We start from the raw sequence: 17,846 nt of genomic DNA, 5'->3' as shown, positions 1-17,846 counted from the left end.
GCCAAGGACAAGCTCTACGGCCACATCAAGCCGATCAAGCGACGGACACAGTTCCTCGAGTTCTGCCGATACCTTCGCACCCTCTACCCGGCCCAAGTCCGCATTGCGATTGTCTGCGACAACTTCTCCCCGCACCTGACCACAAAGAAGTGCCAGCGAGTCGGCACCTGGGCCGCCGCCAACAACGTCGAGATCGCCTATACCCCGACCAACAGCTCCTGGCTGAACCGGATCGAGGCCCAGTTCACCGCCCTGCGCTACTTCGCCCTCGACGGCACCGACCACGCCACCCACAAGGAACAGGGCAGCATGATCCGCCGCTACATCATCTGGCGAAACCGCCATGCCGACGACCGGCGCCTACGCGCCGTCGTCGACAGGGCAAACGTTGCCTGATCCGGCACTAGGTGGGTCAGTTCGGTGAGTTCTTCGGCCCGGACGCCGGTGTGGCGCAGGGTCTCGATGACGGCCCAGGCCCAAAAGGCGTCGTCCTCGACGAGGGACTGGTTGATCCGCCGCTCGGTGCTGCCGACTTCCTTGATGAAGACGTGCAGTGAGCCGTGGTCGAGGCGGCTGGGCACCTGGTTGACCGCGGGAAGCACCCGCAGGTAGTGCTTCCCGGCGTGCTCGAAGACGTCGTTGAACGGGGTGGAGCGGGCCGCGTCCAGCAGCGCGGCGGCTTCGCGGCGTACTCGCTCCGCAGTCTCAACGAGCACCGCAGGTGCGGTAGCCGTTCCCTCACTCGCTGGTGCATCCGTGCCGTGGTCTGTTTGAGCATCTTGCTGTGGCCCGCGCCGTCGCCCCGGTGATCGGGCTGGGGACGGCCCACTGGGCCTAGTGCCCCTCCCGGCAAGCTTTGCCCCGTCGCGCCGCCCAGCGCGCACGCTCGCCGCGTTGGCCAAAAGCCCTGGTAGCTCCGCTACAAGGACTTCCGACCGCCTTGCGATCGCACGCACTGGACGACGCTCCTTCCGGGCAAACATTGCCGGTCGCGGCACTAGTAGAGGTCCTCGTGCGCCCATTCCTGGATGTCGAGGTAGAAGCCGCGGACGCGCATCATCACGTCGATGCGCGAGCGTCGCTCTCGGACTTGGCCGCTCTTGTCGGTGTAGGTCAGCATCCGTTGCTTCCAGGCGTCGATGACGTCGTCGGGAACCCGCAGGGTCTCGATGCCGGGGTGGTGGGTTTCGATGTCTGCCCAGAAGACGCCGGCCAGTTCGCGCACCAGTCCGCGGAAGGTGCCGTAGTCGACGGCGGGCCGCCGTTCTTCGAGGTAGCGCACCAGCACATTGCGGATCTGGGTGGACCGGATGTTGTAGGAGTCAACGAGTTCGGTGGTCGGCCGCTGTCCGTGCCGAAGCGCATCCTTGAGCGTGTCCTTTGTCTGCAGGATGCCGACCCCGCACAGCAGGTCCCAGGCGCTGTGGGTGCCGACGTATGCCTCGCCACTCTCACGCCGGTCACGGGCCCGGAGGTAGAAGATGTCCTCCATGGTGAGCTGATCGAGGTCACGGCCGGTGTGCAGGATGATCGAGGAGATCCGCCGTAGCGGCGGATCTCCTCGAGCTTGCCGTCGGGGAAGAGCTGCTGGACGTTCCTGAACAGCCGCATGGCCTTGTAGCCGCGCAGGAAGCCGTAGCCCGGCAGCACGATCCGGTTGATCATCAGCTGGTTCATGCCCGAGATCACGCCGTTGCGCTGGGAGTCCCGTTGGTCGTCGCCCAGCACCCCGGCGAGCACGATCTCCTTGCCCTGGTCGGCGCCGGCCGCCCGCCACCGGGCCTGCCAGCCGTCCCCGGGATGCGACTCCAGCCACTCCAGGATCCGGCCGGTAAAGCTTAGGAATCTCACGGCGGGATCGACGCTGCAGCGGTACGACCTTCGCGGCCAGAGCGGTGAGGCGGGAAGCAGGGCCAAGATCTCGTCGCGAGTGCACCGGTCGTGCGGGCCGACGCGGTTCTCGTCGGCTTTCAGGTCGTGTTCGACGAACAGCGGTCGCGCCGGTGTCGTGCCGGTCCCGGCCTGCCGGGTCCGGTTGGCGCGTCGTCCTCCGGCGAAGCTCATGCCTGCCCACCCCCGAACAGCACCGCCAGGTCGCTCGCCTCGTAGCCTGTGGCGACGGCGGTCGGTGGCGCGGGGTGCTTCGCACGTTCTTCGCGGTCTGCGAGGTACTCCTGGACTCGGGCGATGACCTGCTCTTCCTCCTCGACCAGGTAGATGTCGGCGGTCGTACTGAGGTGCGCGTGCCCAAGGATGGTCTGCACGTCTCGCAGGGTCAGGCGCTTGTCCCGGGCCATCCTCAGCGCGGCGGTGTACCGCAGGTCGTGCATCGACCAGTTCGTGCCCAGTAGGGCATTGGCCCGGCGGAACACCGCGCGCAGGGCCTCGTAGTTCAGCGGCTGGTAGTCCAGTCCTTCCCCGTGATCGCGTCGGCGCAGGGTCCACCACAGGGGTTCCTGCGGGTCCAGCGGTGGCCCTTCGCTCTGGTAGAGCCGCAGCCAGATGAACGACTCCGGGCTGGAGGGCAGCCACTGCTCAGCCTGGGAGCCCTTGCGCTCGACGCGTACCAGCTGATCGCCCCAGTCGACGTCGACGCCGCGAACCCCGAGGAGCTCGGAGGCACGGGCGGCGTGCTGATGCCGAGCGCGAGGATCGCCCGGTCCCGGTTGGACCGCAGAGCCGCGAACAACTCGTTCCATCGTTCGTCCGGCATCTGCCGCGGGAGCCGGCGCGGGACCTTGGGGTTGTAGCGCAGCCGTCCTTCGCTCCCGTACGGATCCAGAGGATTGTGATGGACGTGCGGTCGCCGCCTCACACTTCGGGCCAGCGGCACTGGGTTGACCAGCGGGCCGCTGCCCGACTCGATCCAGAACTCGTAGAAGCTGCGGAGCACGGCGTTGCTGTGCCGGATCGTGCGCGGCTTGTAGAGGTCGTCCAGGTACGGCTTCTTCGTGATCGTGTTGGTCGTCCCCGCAGTCACCGCCGAGTGCGTCCGCGCCGTCCTCCGTGGCTTCGTCGTGACGCGCAGCCACAGCACGAAGTCGCGTACCTCAGCCGACGTGGCCCGGTCCCGATCGACCTGGACCACCCGAAGCCACCGCCACCAGCGCAGAAGATCGAAGGCATAGCTGCGGACGCTGCCCGGCCGGTTGTCCCGAGCGACGAAGTCGATCAGGAATCTGCGAATCGGCTCCACCGCTCTTCCTTCCTCATCGAAGACCAACCAGGGCACCGCCCCTGCTCCGACAGCCACCCGCCCCCATCGCGGCAGACGGATCAACTGGAAGTCACGAGATGCTGCGTCCAACTTCGTTGCGCTCCTTCGTCGTTCGGATGCACAACGTCTACCGATTAGGCCAAGCGAGGGATGTGGTCACACCCGGCGTGTCGCCCGGTAGTCCGGTCAACAGCTCGATGTCGGCCGGCACGTCAGCCGACGGTGCCCGGCTTCGGGAGCGGCTTGCCGTACCAGAGTTCGATCAGGCGGGCCGCGATCGAGATGCCGTACGGGGGCATGATCTCGCCCGACTCGAAGGCCGCCGTCAGGTCCTCGCGGGAGAACCAGCGGGCCTCCTCGATCTCCTCGCCGTCCACATTGATCTCGGAGGAGGTCGCCCGCGCCATGAAGCCCAGCATCAGGCTGGACGGGAACGGCCAGGGCTGGCTGGCGATGTACTCGACCTCGCCGACCGTGACACCCGCTTCCTCGAAGACCTCGCGGGCCACCGACTGCTCGATCGACTCCCCCGGCTCGACGAAGCCCGCGAGCGTCGAGAAGCGGCCCTCGGGCCAGTGCACCTGGCGCCCCAGCAGGGCGCGGTCCTGCTCGTCCGTCACCAGCATGATGACCGCGGGGTCCGTACGCGGGTAGTGCTCGGCTCCGCAGGCCTGGCAGCGCCGGATGTGGCCGGCCGCGGCGATGACCGTGCGCTCACCGCAGCGGGAGCAGAAGCGGTGCAGGCGCTGCCAGTTCTCCAGGGCCACCGCGTGCACCATCAGGGTCGCGTCGCGGGGGCCGAGCAGCAGTCCGGCCTCGCGCAGGCCCGCCGGGCGGGCAGGCTGGTCCATGCGGCCGGGCAGGGAGTCCTTCTGGAGCGCGAAGTAGCTGACGCCGTCCTCGTCGGTGCCGAGGAAGTAGCGGTGGGTCTCGGTGACCGGGGCCTCGAAGGCCGGGGTCATGACGATCTCCGTACCGCCGTCGGCCGTGTCGTCGATCAGCACCTGCCCGCCGGAGACGACGAACACACGGGTGGTCGGGTGGCTCCAGGCGGCGGACAGCCACGCCTCGTCGAGGCGGTGGTGCGCCGCGCGGTCGATGCCGCTGGGCGCGGTGAGACCGATGGGCCGGTCTGCGGTGGCGTTGTCGAAGGTGCTCACAGGTGCTTCCTACTCCCCCGGGATGGATCGGGTGTTCAGAGGATTCAGCGGAGTGCGACGGCCAGCTCGCCCCAGAGGTGGGCGGTTGTCTCCACGCCCTTGAGCAGAAGGTCGAGTTCGACCTTCTCATCGGGAGCGTGCCAGCCGTCGGACGGTACGGAGATGCCCAGGAAGAGGACGGGTGCGCCGAGCACGTCCTGCAGGTCGGCGGCGGGCCCGGAGCCCCCTTCGCGGGTGAAGAGGATCTTCTGGCCGAAGGCCCGTCCCATGGCGCGGGCCACGGCCTGCAGGGCCGGATGGTCCAGCGGTGTCAGACAGGGGCGGGTGGCGGGTGCGAAGGTGATCCGGTGGCGGACACCGGCCGGGACCTGCCCCTCGGCCCAGGCTCGTACGACCTGCTGGACGTGATCCGGATCCTGGCCCGCGACCAGCCGGAAGCTGATCTTCACGAGGGCGGAGGAGGGGATGATCGTCTTGCTGCCGGCGCCCTGGTAGCCGCCGCCGATGCCGTTGACCTCGGCGGTGGGGCGGGCCCAGATGCGTTCCAGCGTGGAGTAACCGGCCTCGCCCGACGCCGCCCGGGACTTGGCGGTGCGCAGCCAGGTGGCCTCGTCGAAGGGCAGCTCGGCGAAGAGTGCGCGCTCGGTGTCGGTGAGTTCCGTCACGCCGTCGTAGAAGCCGGGGATCGCGACCCGGCCGTCCGCGTCGTGCAGGGCGGCGACGAGCCGGGCCACGGCGGTCGCCGGGTTGGGGACCGCGCCGCCGAACGAACCGGAGTGGATGTCCTGCTCGGGGCCGTGCAGCTCGATCTCGCACTCGGCGAGGCCGCGCATACCCGTGCAGACCGTGGGCGTCTTCTCGTCCCACATGCCGGTGTCGGAGACGATCACCGCGTCGGCGGTGAGCCGGGCGGCCCGTTCTTCGACCAGTGTGCGGAAGTTCGGGGAGCCGGACTCCTCCTCACCCTCGATCAGCAGCTTGAGGTTGACGGCGGGGGTGGTACGGCCGGTGGTGGCGAGATGGGCCCGCACACCAAGAGTGTGGAAGAACACCTGCCCCTTGTCGTCGGCGGCGCCCCGCCCGTACATGCGGCCGTCGCGGATCACCGGCTCGAACGGGTCGGTGTCCCAGCCGTCCTCGCGTGCGGCGGGCTGCACGTCGTGGTGCCCGTAGACGAGGACGGTCGGGGCGTCCGGGTCGTCGGACGGCCACTCGGCGAAGACCGCGGGCGCGCCGGGCGTCTCCCAGATCTCGCTGACCGGGAAGCCGGTCTCCCTGAGCTTGGCGGACAGCCACTCGGCGCTGCGTCGTACGTCCCCGTCGTGGACCGGCTGCGCGGATACGGACGGGATGCGCAGCCAGTCGGCGAGGTCGTCGAGGAAGGCTGCGCGGTGCTGCTCGGTGTACGTACGGACGGCGCTGTCCGGGGTGTCGCTCATGGCCTTGAGCCTAGTGCCTCGCCAAGTGCGGTCCGCCCGCCCGCGGTGACCCGGCCTACCCCGTGGGAGGCGGCTCGTCCAGCAGGAGCCGCTCCAGCTCCGCGCGGCCCGGGAGGCGGACGGGGCGGACGGTCTCCCCGCTGCGTACGTACAGGAACGTGGCGGTGACATCGGTGAGCGGGAGCTCGTGCAGTTCGGCCCAGGCCAGGCGGTAGACCGCGAGCTGGAGGGGGTCGGCGGTATGGGCGCGGGCGGTCTTCCAGTCGACGATCTCGTAGGTGTCCCCGGTGCGGTACACCGCGTCGATGCGGCCCCGGATCACCCGGCCGGCCAGGGTGATCTGGAACGGCGTCTCCACGCGGTACGGAGTACGGCGGGCATAAGGGGTGCGCTCGAAGGCCTCCTTGAGTGCGGCGAGGTCGCGCTCGTCGGCGATCTCGGCATCGCTCTCGTCTCCGCCCGGTAGCTCCTCCGGCCCGAGCATGGGCAGGGGCAGCTCCTCGAACCGGGACTCCACCCAGGCGTGGAAACGGGTGCCCCGACGGGCCGCGGGCTGCGGGGGCCGGGGCATGGGCCGGGCCAGCTCCTGGGCGAAGCCGTCGGGGTCGTCGGCCAGGCGCAGCAACTGGGTGGCGGAGAGCGAGGCGGGTACGAGGACATCGCGCACGGTGGCGCGGGCGCGGCGCAGTTCGCCGGTGAGGGCGTGGAGGTCGCGGTCCCAGGAGGCGAGCGTGCGGGACTCCTCGGGGGTGAGGCGGCGGTCCCCGGCGGGTTCGGGGGCGCGGGCAGCCGGGACGTGGGGTGTGGGGGCGGGGGGCTGAGCGGGGGTGGGAATGGGGAGACGAGCGGGGGCGGGGAACGGGACAGGGCTCCGTGGGGGCTCCGCCGACAGTGCGTCCCAGTCATCGACGTCGTCGGGAAACGCCTCGCTGTCGGGGAACGGGGCGTCGTCGGAGAACAGTTCGTCGTCGTACGGGCCGTCATACGGATCCGGGGCGCCGGACGGATCCGGAGCGCCGTACGGATCCGGGGCGTCGGAGGGCGCTTCGTACGCGTCCGGCACATCCCCTGACGCGGCCAGGGCCTCCAGATGTGCCATCACCGTGTCCGCAGCGGCCCGGCGCCGGGTCAGCGCGATGCCGTCCAGCGGAAGCGGCCACGCCCGGTCGGCCTCCTTCTCGGCGAGCGCCGGGTTCTCCTCGTCCTCGGCCGGTTCATCCGCCCATGCCTCGATCTCGCCGTGTCCGGCCGCGCAGTGCTCGTACAGCGCGTGCAGGAAGTCGGACGGGCCGCGCGGCTTCTTCTGGGTGGGGCCCCACCAGTGGCCGGAGCCCAGCAGCAGACCTCGGGGCCTGGTGAAGGTGACGTATCCCAGGCGGAGCTCCTCGGTGTGCTGGTGCTCCTTCATCTCCTCCTTGAAGCCCTTGAGTCCCTTGGCGTCCCAGGAGTGGATGACGGGAAGGGTGGCCCCGTCCCCGCGCAGCGCGTGCGGGAGGACCTTGGACTGGGACGTCCAGGCCTCGCGGGACTGGCTGCTGGGGAACTGGCCGGTGACCAGGCCGGGCACCGCGACGACATCCCACTCCAGGCCCTTGGACTTGTGGGCGGTGAGGACCTTGACGGTGTTCTCTCCGCCGGGCAGGGCGTTGTCCAGGCCCTTCTCGTACTGGACGGCGGTCCGCAGGAAGCCCAGGAACGCGAGGAGGGTGGCCTCGCCGTCGACGGCGGCGAAGCGGGCCGCGACATCGAGGAAGTTGGCGAGGGTCTCACGGCGGCGGGCGGCCAGGGCGTGCGGCGACGCGGAGAGCTCGACCTCCAGGCCGGTGGTGGCGAGGACGCGGTGCAACACGTCCATGAGGGGGTCGGCCAGCGAGCGGCGCAGGTCGCGCAGTTCGGCGGCCAGGCGGGCGAAGCGGATGCGCGCCTCGGTGGAGAACGGAAGTCCGTCGTCCGCCCCTCCGCCCGATTCGAGGAAGGTGTCCAGTGCGTCGGCGAGTGAGATCACTTCGGCCGGATCGATGCCTTCGACGGCCTCGGCGAGGCGGCGGTCGGGGTCGAAGTCGTCCTCGTCGCCGTGGGCCGCGCGGTGGACGAGGAGGCGTGCGCGACGGCCGAGGAGCGCCAGGTCGCGAGGGCCGATCCGCCAGCGGGGGCCCGTGAGCAGCCGGACCAGGGAGGCATTGGCGCCAGGGTCCTGGAGGACCTCGCAGACCGCGACGAGGTCGGCGACCTCGGGCAGGTGCAGCAGCCCGGACAGGCCGACGACCTCGACCGGAATGTCACGGGCCACCAGCGCGGCCTGGATCTCCGGGAAGTCGCCCGCGGTGCGGCACAGGACGGCGATCTCACCGGGCGCCTTTCCGGTCCTGACGAGGTGGGCGATCGAGTCGGCGAGCCAGTCGATCTCTTCGGTGTGGGTTCGCAGCAGGGCGCAGCGGACGGTGCCGTCCCGTTCGGCGCCGGGGGCGGGGCGCAGCGCCTCGACGCCCTCGTGCATGGCACGCAGGGGTGCGGCGAGGCCGTTGGCGAGGTGGAGGAGCCGGCCGCCACTGCGGCGGTTCTCGCTGAGGGAGTAGCGGGTGGCGGGGGTTCCGTCGGCGTGCGGGAAGTGGAGCGGGAAGTCGTCGAGGTTGGCCACGGAGGCGCCGCGCCAGCCGTAGATCGCCTGACAGGGGTCGCCGACGGCGGTGACGGCGTGGCCGGCCCCCGCCGCTTCCGCGGTCCGCGCCCCGGCCGCGGTCTGCGCCGTCCGCACCCCCGCCCTCCGCGGTTCGGCCGCCGCGTCGGTGGTCGTTCCGGTCGGTGCCTTCGTAGCTGCCGTCTCGGAGCCAGGACCGGGGCCGGAGTCGGAGCCGGAGCCAGGTCGTCGGCCGAAGAGGGCGGAGAGCAGCAGGCGCTGGGCGACCGAGGTGTCCTGGTACTCGTCGAGCAGGACGACCCTGAATTCGTCGCGCAGGATCGCGCCGACCTCCGGGCGGGTGAGGGCCAGCTCGGCCGAGAGCGCGATCTGATCACCGAAGTCGAGGAGGTCACGGCTCTTCTTGGCCTCGCGGTAGCGGCGGGTCAGCTGCAACAGCTCACGACGGGCCTGCGCGGTCTCGGGGATCTGGCGCAGCTCGGCGTTGGTGAGCCGGGCCGATTCGAGCGTGCGCAGCAGGTCGGTGTCGTACTCCGCGAGCTGTTCGGGCTGTACGAGATGCTCGGCCAGCTCGGCGTCGAGGGCCAGCAGATCGCTGACCAGTGTGGGGAACGACCTGGTCAGGGCCGGATACGGGCCGGGTGCCTCGCGCAGCACGCGGGCGGCGAGCTGGTAGCGGGTGGCATCGGCGAGGAGGCGGGTGGTGGGTTCGAGCCCGATGCGCAGCCCGTGCTCGGTGAGGAGCCGGCCGGCGAACGCGTGGTACGTGGAGATGCTGGGCTCGCCGGGGGGGTTGTCCGGATCGATGGCGTCCGGATCGGTGGCCCCGGCTGCGATCAGGGCCTTGCGGACGCGCTCGGCGAGCTCCCCCGCCGCCTTGTTGGTGAAGGTGAGTCCGAGGACCTGCTCGGGGGCGACCTGTCCCGTCCCCACCAGCCACACCACGCGCGCCGCCATCACCGTGGTCTTCCCCGACCCGGCTCCGGCCACGATCACCTGCGGGGCGGGCGGCGCTGTGATGCAGGCCGTCTGCTCCGGGGTGAACGGAATCCCGAGGAGTTCCTTGAGCTGCTCGGGATCGGTGAGAGGTGAGGACACCCGACCGAGGCTAACCGGGCGCACCGACAATGTGCCGGGGCGCCCGTCGGCTCCGGCCGCCCCGGCAGAACCGGCGGACGGCAACAGTGCCACGCGGTGGCCGACAACAGGGCCGCCTGTCGGCCCGGTTCCGGACTGCTTCGAACGACGGCTGTTTGGAGGGACGCGGACGGTCGCCTCGGCTTGCATCACCATCGCGCGTTCGGCATTGCTGACGACAGCGAGCCGGCGTCCGGCCGAGCTGGTCAGCCACGTTTCGAGCTGCCGGTCGGCGATCCTGAGCCTGAGCACGTCGAGGGCCTCGTCCGGAGCCGCTGGCACGGTGTCACTGTCGAAAGTCCATGATTCGGCCACGCGTACGACTGTCTCGCACGGCCCAGCTCGGACACCGGCCGGTCCGCCTGCATCGGCATCCACGCCAGGGTCGCCCGTAAACCATTCGGGCAACCGCCGCAAGAGTCACTCCAGGATGTGGCGGCCCTCCGGCTGTGCGCTGCACGAGGCCCGGAAGGCGCAGTGCGTGCAGTGCCGGCCGGTCGTGGGGGTGAAGCGTTCGTCCAGGACCCGGCCGGCAGCTGTGGCCAGGAGGTCGGAGACCCACTCCCCGGAAAGCGGTTCCTGGGCCTGCACCTTGGGAAGGGCGTCGCCGCCCTCCTTCTTCGGGGCGGGCTGGCGCAGCTGTACGAGTTCGGCGCCGGCGGGCGCGGGGCGGCGGCCGTCGAAGACCTCGTCGACCGCCCCTTCCCGTACAGCCAGCTGGTACACGGCGAGCTGGGGGTGGCGCGTGACCTCGTCCTTGGTCGGGGACTGCTTGCCGGTCTTGAAGTCGACGACGTATGCCCGGCCCTCGGCGTCCTCTTCGACCCGGTCCATGGAGCCGCGGATACGTACCTCGTACTCCCCCGCCTCCAGCGTCACGTCGAAGCCGTGCTCGCTCGCGGCGGGGGTGCGGCCGCCCCGGTCCATGACATGCCAGCGCAGGAAGCGCTCCAGGGCGACCCTGGCCTGTTCCTTCTCCTGCTGGGACTTCCAGGGGGCGTCGAAGGCGAGTCCGTCCCAGACCGAGTCCAGCCGTTCCACCAGGACGGCCAGGTCCGCGGGGGTACGTCCGGACGCCACCTCGTCAGCGAGTACGTGGACGACGTTGCCGAAGCCCTGTGCGGCCGTCGCGGGGGCGTCCGCCTTCACCTCGCGGCCGAGGAACCACTGGAGCGCGCAGGTGTTGGCGAGCTGGTCGAGCGCGCTGCCGGAGAGGGCCACGGGCTGGTCCCGGTCGCGGAGCGGAACGGTGGAGCGGGTCGGCTCGTACAGGCCCCACCAGCGATACGGATGGGCCGCGGGTACGAGCGGCTGCCCCTCGTCGTCGGTGAGCGCGGCAAGCCGGGCGAGGCGGCGGGCGGCTTCCTCGCGCAGGGTGTCGGAGGCTTCGGGATCGACGGTGGTGGCGCGGAGTTCGGCCACGAGCGCGGCGACGGCGAGAGGGCGGCGCGGGCGGCCGGTGACGTCGCGCGGTTCGACGCCGAGCTCGGCGAGGAAGCGGGACGGCTGGTCACCGTCGTCGGCGGGCGCCTTGACCGCGGTGACGACGAGACGTTCCCGGGCGCGGGTCGCCGCGACGTAGAAGAGGCGGCGTTCCTCGGCGAGGAGGGCGCCGGGGGTGAGCGGTTCGGCCAGACCGTCACGGCCGATCCGGTCCGCTTCGAGCAACGAACCGCGGCGGCGCAGGTCCGGCCAGAGCCCCTCCTGCACTCCCGCGACGACGACCAGGCGCCACTCCAGGCCCTTGGACCGGTGTGCGGTCATCAGCCGAACGGCGTCGGGGCGCACCGCGCGCCTGGAGAGGGTGTCGGCCGCGATGTCCTGGGCGTCGACCTCCTCCAGGAAGTTGAGCGCGCCGCGGCCGCCGGTGCGTTCCTCGGCGCGGGCCGCGGTGTCGAAGAGGGCGCAGACGGCGTCGAGGTCGCGGTCGGCGTTGCGGCCGCCCGCACCGCCGCGCAGCGCGGCACGTTCCAGCCGCCCCGGCCACGGGGTGCCGGACCACAGCTCCCACAGGGCCTCTTCCGCGGTACCGCCGCCTTCGAGGAGCTCACGCGCCTTGCGCAGAAGTGCGCCGAGGCGCTGGGCGCCGCGGGCGTACGCCGGATCGTGCGCGACGAGCCGTTCGGGCTCGGCGAGCGCGCGGGCCAGCAGGTCGCCGGAGGGCGCCGGTACGCGGTTCCCGCCGGCCCTCTCCTCGTCGCGCAGGGCCCGGCCGAGCCGACGCAGATCGGCCGCGTCCATGGAACCGAGGGGGGAGGTGAGGAGGGTCAGGGCGGTCTCGGTGTCCAGCCAGGAGGGCGCTTCGGAGGCGGGGGCCCGGCCGGGAGCCGGATCGGGTTCCCGGCCGAGGTCCTGGCCGGAAGCCACGTCGGAAACCGGGTCGGGTTCCCGGCCGAGGTCATGATCGGGGACCTCTGTCTCCGCCGGCGCCTCCGCCGACACCTCAGGTCGGACCTCCTCGCCTTCCGGAACAGAGGTCTCCGAGGTCTCCGGGGTCTGCGAAACAGGGGCCTCCGTCACAGAGGTCTCCGTCACAGAGGCCTCCGCACCCCGGCGCAGCGCCGCTGTCGCGACGGCACGGAGGGCTGTCAGGAGCGGTGCCACGGCCGGTTCATGGCGCAGGGGCAGATCGTCGCCGTCGATCTCCAGGGGAACGCCCGCCGACGTCAGGGCCCGGCGCACCGAGGGGATCGTGCGGCCTCCGGCCCGTACGAGCACCGCCATCTCGTTCCACGGGACGCCGTCCTCCAGATGAGCCCGGCGCAACAGGTCGGCGATGTTGTCGAGCTCGGCGGAGGCGGTCGGGTAGGTGTACGCCTCCACGCTGCCGACCTCGCGGACCGCGGCGAGCTCCCGGTGGGCGCGGACCTTCGCCGAGGGCAGCCGGGTGAGCGGCATCCGGCGGGTGAGCAGTCGGGTGGCGGCCAGCAGTTGTCCGCCGGAACGTCGCGAGGTGGTGAGGACGCCGACCGGGGCCGGGGTGCCGTCCGCCCGCCGGAACGTCTCCGGGAAGTCGAGGATGCCGTTCACATCGGCGCCCCGGAACGCGTAGATCGACTGGTCCGGGTCACCGAACGCGATCAGGTTCCGACCGCCCCCCGCGCCCGGCCCGCTCCCCCGGTTGCCGGCCAGCGCGTGCAGCAGCCGTACCTGCGCCGGGTCCGTGTCCTGGTACTCGTCCACGAACACCGCGTCGTACTGCCCGGCCAGCAACGCCGAGACCTCGGGGCGCTCCGCGAGCAGCACGGCCCGGTGCACCAGCTCCGCGTAGTCCAGTACCCCCTGCGCGTCCAGCACGTCCAGGTATTCGGCGAGGAACTCGGCGGCGGCCCCCCAGTCCGGTCGGCCGGTGCGGCGGGCGAAGTCGGCCAGCGCGTCCGGGCCCAGGCCCAGCTCGCGGCTGCGGGCGAGCACCGCCCGTACCTCGTCGGCGAAACCACGCGTGGTCAGGCAGGCCCGCAGCTCGTCGGGCCAGCGGATGTGCGCGAAGCCGTCCTGTTCGAGTTCGAGCTGACCGGCGAGCAGCTCGCGGACGGTGACGTCCTGCTCCGGACCGGAGAGCAGCCGCATCGGTTCGGCGAAGAGGTCGGCGTCCTGGTGGGCCCGCACCAGTGCGTAACAGAAGGAGTGGAACGTGGTGGCCTGCGGACCGCGGGCGGCACCGAGCCTGGCGGCCATCCGGTCGCGCAGCTCCACGGCGGCCTTGCGGCTGAAGGTGAGGACCAGGACGCGGGCCGGGTCGCCGCCCCGCGCCACACGTGCGGCGACCGCCTCGACGAGCGTGGTCGTCTTGCCGGTGCCGGGTCCGGCGAGCACCAGGAGCGGACCGCCGGGGTGATCAACCACCGCACGTTGCGCCGCGTCCAGAAGAGGGGGATCCACTGAGCCCGGCGGGGTGCGCACCAGTCGGTACGCGCCCGCGGTCCTCCCTCTACGCCCCTGCGGGCGTGGGGGGACCCCCTGCCGTGCCTGACGGTGCGGACTGTGCCGGGTGAAGGAGGAGGAGGAGGAGCTCACGTGGTTCGCCGGTCCTGGTGGGTGTACTGGTGATGCTGGTGGGTGTACTGGTGATGAGGGTGCGGTGCATGCCGCGAGCTGACGACGCTACGCCGGCGCGGGCGCGATGCGGGACGAGTCGGCTGCGTGCCTCGTCACGTTCCGCCTCACCGACGCCCTCGGCACGCGCCATGCCGCAGGAGCGGTCACCACATTCCGCAGCGCGGGCGCCGTCGGCACGCTCCGGCCCGTGGGAGCGGTCGCCACGCTGCGTATCGCGGGCGCTCTCGCCACGCTCCGGGCCGCAGGAATCGTCGCCACGCTCCGTGCCTCGGGCGCCCTCGCCACGCGCCGCACCACGGGTGCTGCCACGCAACGCGTCGTGTTCCGCATCACGCACCGGGCCCGCCGCCGCCCGTTGCGCCCCCGAATGGCCGAAGCTGTCAGGTGTGAGCACCTCCGCCCTTGTCCCTGCCCGCGCTCGCGCCCGCGTCCGCGCCGCCGGTGACGCCGTCCCACCGTGCCCGCTTCATGTCGAGGCGCGGCAGATGCCCCTCGGCGCTGCGCGAGGCCTCGCGCAGCGGGGTGCTCTCCTCCCGGTAGTGGCCCAGCGCACGCAGTTCGTGGCCGGGCAGCAGTGCCCCGTCGGCACGCGCCACGCGCCACCACGGCACTGCGGCCCCGTACAGCGCCATGACCCGGCCGACCTGGCGCGGGCCCCCGTCGCCCAGCCATTCGGCGACATCTCCATACGTCATGACACGGCCTGGCGGGATCAGCTCGGTGACATCGAGCACCCGCTCCGCGTACTCAGGCAGCCCGTCGACCGCCCGGTCGTCGATCACACCGCCGTCGATCGCACCTGCATCGATCGCCCGGTCGTGGATCGTCCGGTCGCCGCTCGTCCCGTCGCCGCTCGTCCGGTGTTGGCTCATCCGGCCCATCCTGCCGTACTCCACCGACAGTCCGGCGCGATCCGCGAGCGTCCTTTCACGGGGCGTGCGTGCGGGGACAAAGGAGCGTATCTTGCGCTTCGCGTGTCCGCGCAGTGCACCCTGATTCGCTCCTCTGTCGCCGGGCCGTGCCACCATCGTGCGGACGGTGACCGGTGATACGAGAACACGAAGACCAATCAGAGGCGACGAAGGAGCAGGGCGTGCAGCCACCGAAGGCGGCGGACGCCCCTGACGCCGAACCGCACCCGAACGCGTCCGACAGGCCCGCCGAAGAGCCCGGTGCGGAGCAGGAGACTTCCCGTGCGGAGCAGGGAATGCCTGGTGCGGAGCAGGAGACTTCCCGTGCGGAGCAGGGAATGCCTGGTGCGGAGCAGCAGGCGCTCCCCGGGCATCTGGCCGGCTCGACGCTCTCGACCACCGCGGCGGAACAGGCCGAGCGCGTCTCGGGGGACGAGCCGCTGCTCCCCGCCCGGGTGCACCGGCCCTCCGATCTCATGCGGCTGCTCATCGGGGTCCTGGCGATCGTCGTCCTGCTCTCGGTCATCGCGTTCGCCCACGGCACGACCACCGGTCTCGAACAGGACATCAACAAGGGAACCGGCCAGGCGCCCGACATCCTGATCAAGACCGGCGGTCTGGTCTCCAGCATCGCCGTGCTCCTCGTCCCCGTCGCCTTCGCCATCGAGCGGCTGATCAAACGCGACGGGCTACGGATCGCGGACGGCGTGCTCGCCGCCGTACTGGCGCACGGCGTCACGCTCGCCGCCGACCTGTGGGTGGCCAAGTCCGCCCCCGGCACCATCCAGGACGCCCTGACCCAGCCGCAGCCCGGTGACGGACTCACCGATCCCGTCCACGGCTATCTCGCTCCCGTGATCGCCTATATGACGGCGGTCGGGATGGCGAGACGGCCGCGCTGGCGGGTCGCGCTGTGGGTGGTGCTGCTGCTCGACGCGTTCGCCATGCTGGTCGGCGGCTACACGACCCCGTTCTCGATCGTCCTCACCGTGCTGATCGGCTGGACCGTGGCATACGGCACGCTGTACGCGGTCGGCTCGCCGAACGTCCGGCCGACCGGCCAGCACCTGATGGCCGGTCTGCGCCATGTCGGCTTCCACCCGGTCAACGCGATGCGCGCCGAGGACACCCCCGACTCCGGCGACCAGAACGACCGGGGGCGCCGCTATCTGGTCACCCTGGAGGACGGGCCGCCCCTGGATGTGACGGTCGTCGACCGTGAGCAACAGGCCCAGGGCTTCTTCTACCGGGTCTGGCGCAGGCTCACCCTGCGCGGCATCACCCAGCGCCGCTCCATCCAGTCGCTTCGTCAGGCGTTGGAGCAGGAGGCGCTGCTCGCGTACGCGGCGATCGCCGCCGGGGCCAACGCGCCCAAGCTGATCGCCACCTCCGAGCTCGGGCCCGACGCCGTGATGCTGGTGTACGAGCACATCGGCGGCCGTTCGCTGGACGCGCTGGAGGACTCCGAGATCACCGACGAGCTGGTGCGCGGGGCCTGGCGCCAGGTCAAGGCGCTCCAGTCGCGGCGGATCGCGCACCGCAGGCTCACCGGGGACGCCATCCTGGTCGACCGTGCCGGCAACGTGTTCGTCACCGATCTGCGCGGCGGCGAGATCGCGGCCGGTGATCTGGTGCTGCGGATGGACGTCGCCCAGTTGCTGACCACCACCGGCCTGCGGGTGGGCGCCGAGCGGGCCGTCGCCGGCGCGCTGGAGGTGCTCGGCCCCGATGCCGTCGCGGACTGTCTGCCGCTGCTCCAGCCGATCGCGCTGAGCCGCTCCACCCGGGCGACCCTGCGCAGGCTCGCCCGGGAACGCGCGCAGCGTGAGCGCGAGGCGGTGCTCGACGCGTCGGACGTGGCCAAGCGCGCCAGGGCGCTCGAACACGGGGCGGACCAGGACACGGCCGCCGCCGGAGCGGGGCCCGAACGCGCGGCCGACCACAAGGCCGCGCGCAAGGCCGCACGGAAGTCGCTTCGCAACCAGAAGCAGGCCGAGAAGCGGGCCATGGACGACGCCCTGGAGGAGGCGCGCGAAGAGGATCTGCTCTCCCAGATGCGACAGCAGGTGCTGCTGATCCGACCGCAGGCACCGGTCGAACCGGTCCGGCTGGAGCGCATCAAGGCACGCACCCTGTTCAGCTGCATCGCCGGCGCGATCGCCGCGTACTTCCTCATCTCGCAGTTCACCCAGGCCGACTTCGGCGCGGTCGTCGAGCAGGCGGAGTGGGGCTGGGTGGCGGCCGCGGTCGGCTTCTCGGCCCTCAGCTATGTCGCGGCGGCGATGAGCCTGCTGGGCTTCGTGCCGGAACGGGTGCCGTTCGGCAAGACGGTGCTGGCGCAGGTCGCCGGCTCCTTCGTGAAGCTCGTCGCCCCGGCCGCGGTCGGCGGCGTGGCGCTGAACACGCGCTTCCTGCAGCGTGCGGGAGTGCGTCCGGGGCTCGCCGTGGCGAGTGTCGGCGCCTCGCAGCTGTTCGGTCTCGGCTGCCACATTCTGCTGCTGGCCGCGTTCGGCTATCTGACCGGTACGGAGAAGACCCCGTCCTCGCTGACCCCGTCCAGGACGGTGATCGCCGGGCTGCTGACGGTCGCGGTGCTGGTGCTGGTGGTGACGGCGGTTCCGTTCCTGCGGAAGTTCGTGGTGACACGGGTGCGGTCGCTGTTCGCCGGAGTCGTTCCCCGCATGCTCGACGTGGTGCAGCGCCCGCAGAAGCTGCTGACGGGCATCGGCGGGATGCTGCTGCTGACCGGCGTGTTCGTGATGTGTCTGGACGCGTCGGTCCGGGCGTTCAGCGGTCCGGATGTGCCGCGGCTCAGTTACGCGAGCATCGCGGTGGTCTTCCTGGCCGGCAACGCGCTGGGGTCGGCGGCGCCCACACCGGGCGGAATGGGCGCGGTCGAGGGTGCGCTGACGCTGGGGCTGATCGCGGTCGGCCTGCCGAAGGAGGTCGCGGCACCGGCCGTTCTGCTCTATCGGCTGCTGACGCTGTGGCTGCCGGTGCTCCCCGGCTGGCTCTGCTTCAACCATCTGACCCGCAAGGGCGAGCTCTGACGGCCGTCGGCGGCCGGACGGGTCCCTCGGCGGCCCGACGGCTCGTCCGGGGCACCGGTCCCCCGCACGCGAAGCCGATCCACCGCCCCTGTCCCGGCCCCACGTACGCGAGCCCGATCCAGCCCTCCCCCACCCCGGCCGGACGTCCACTGGGCCGGTCCGACAGCGGCAAGACCAGTCGGCCGATCGGGCGAGAGAACCGCCACCCGCTTGGACCGTGCCCCGTGCACCGGTC

At 71.5% G+C, this 17,846-nt stretch carries 10 protein-coding genes; 2 read left to right on the top strand and 8 right to left on the bottom strand.

The annotated features are described in order from the left end of the window. The coding region (locus tag ABZ826_RS19510; protein WP_361449366.1) for a transposase at positions 1-396 on the top strand (396 nt) is incomplete at its 5' end. Here the strand turns inward: ABZ826_RS19510 and ABZ826_RS19505 are convergent. From ABZ826_RS19505 to ABZ826_RS19470, 8 genes are all read right to left on the bottom strand, one after another. Beyond that, on the bottom strand, positions 321-716 hold the full coding sequence (locus ABZ826_RS19505; RefSeq protein ID WP_361449363.1) for a hypothetical protein: 396 nt from the start codon (positions 714-716) through the stop codon (positions 321-323). The two genes, ABZ826_RS19510 and ABZ826_RS19505, sit on opposite strands and share 76 nt — an antisense overlap. A gap of 281 nt (positions 717-997) precedes the next feature. Further along, positions 998-1,492, bottom strand: a complete 495-nt coding sequence (locus ABZ826_RS19500; protein ID WP_361449360.1) for a hypothetical protein — start codon at positions 1,490-1,492, stop codon at positions 998-1,000. Positions 1,493-2,060: 568 nt separating this feature from the next. Then, the gene (locus ABZ826_RS19495; RefSeq protein ID WP_361449357.1) at positions 2,061-2,699 is read right to left on the bottom strand and encodes a site-specific integrase; all 639 of its coding nucleotides are present in this window, start codon (positions 2,697-2,699) and stop codon (positions 2,061-2,063) included. A 730-nt stretch (positions 2,700-3,429) separates the two neighbouring features. After that, on the bottom strand, positions 3,430-4,377 hold the full coding sequence (nudC, locus tag ABZ826_RS19490) for an NAD(+) diphosphatase (protein ID WP_361449354.1): 948 nt from the start codon (positions 4,375-4,377) through the stop codon (positions 3,430-3,432). Between the two features lie 44 nt (positions 4,378-4,421). Then, positions 4,422-5,816 (bottom strand): dipeptidase, encoded by a 1,395-nt coding sequence (locus ABZ826_RS19485; RefSeq protein WP_361449351.1) that lies wholly within the window; start codon positions 5,814-5,816, stop codon positions 4,422-4,424. Positions 5,817-5,871: 55 nt separating this feature from the next. Beyond that, positions 5,872-9,552 carry a UvrD-helicase domain-containing protein gene (locus ABZ826_RS19480; RefSeq protein WP_361449378.1) on the bottom strand — a complete coding sequence of 1,227 codons (3,681 nt, stop codon included), beginning with the start codon at positions 9,550-9,552 and terminating at the stop codon, positions 5,872-5,874. A gap of 459 nt (positions 9,553-10,011) precedes the next feature. Beyond that, a complete protein-coding gene (locus ABZ826_RS19475) occupies positions 10,012-13,608 on the bottom strand; it encodes an ATP-dependent DNA helicase (protein ID WP_361449348.1) in 3,597 nt (1,198 codons plus the stop codon). Positions 13,609-14,030: 422 nt separating this feature from the next. Further along, positions 14,031-14,522 carry an MGMT family protein gene (locus ABZ826_RS19470; protein ID WP_361449345.1) on the bottom strand — a complete coding sequence of 164 codons (492 nt, stop codon included), beginning with the start codon at positions 14,520-14,522 and terminating at the stop codon, positions 14,031-14,033. 221 nt (positions 14,523-14,743) lie between these two features. Here ABZ826_RS19470 and ABZ826_RS19465 point away from each other — a divergent pair, with 221 nt between their 5' ends. Then, on the top strand, positions 14,744-17,611 hold the full coding sequence (locus ABZ826_RS19465; protein ID WP_361449342.1) for a lysylphosphatidylglycerol synthase domain-containing protein: 2,868 nt from the start codon (positions 14,744-14,746) through the stop codon (positions 17,609-17,611). Positions 17,612-17,846 lie beyond the last annotated feature (235 nt).

This window comes from Streptomyces sp. NPDC047515 (genome assembly GCF_040643055.1).
In the GTDB taxonomy this organism is placed as follows: Bacteria; Actinomycetota; Actinomycetes; order Streptomycetales; family Streptomycetaceae; genus Streptomyces.
The sequence above is the reverse complement of the archived record's forward strand: the minus strand, read 5'-3'. Positions and strand labels throughout refer to the sequence as shown.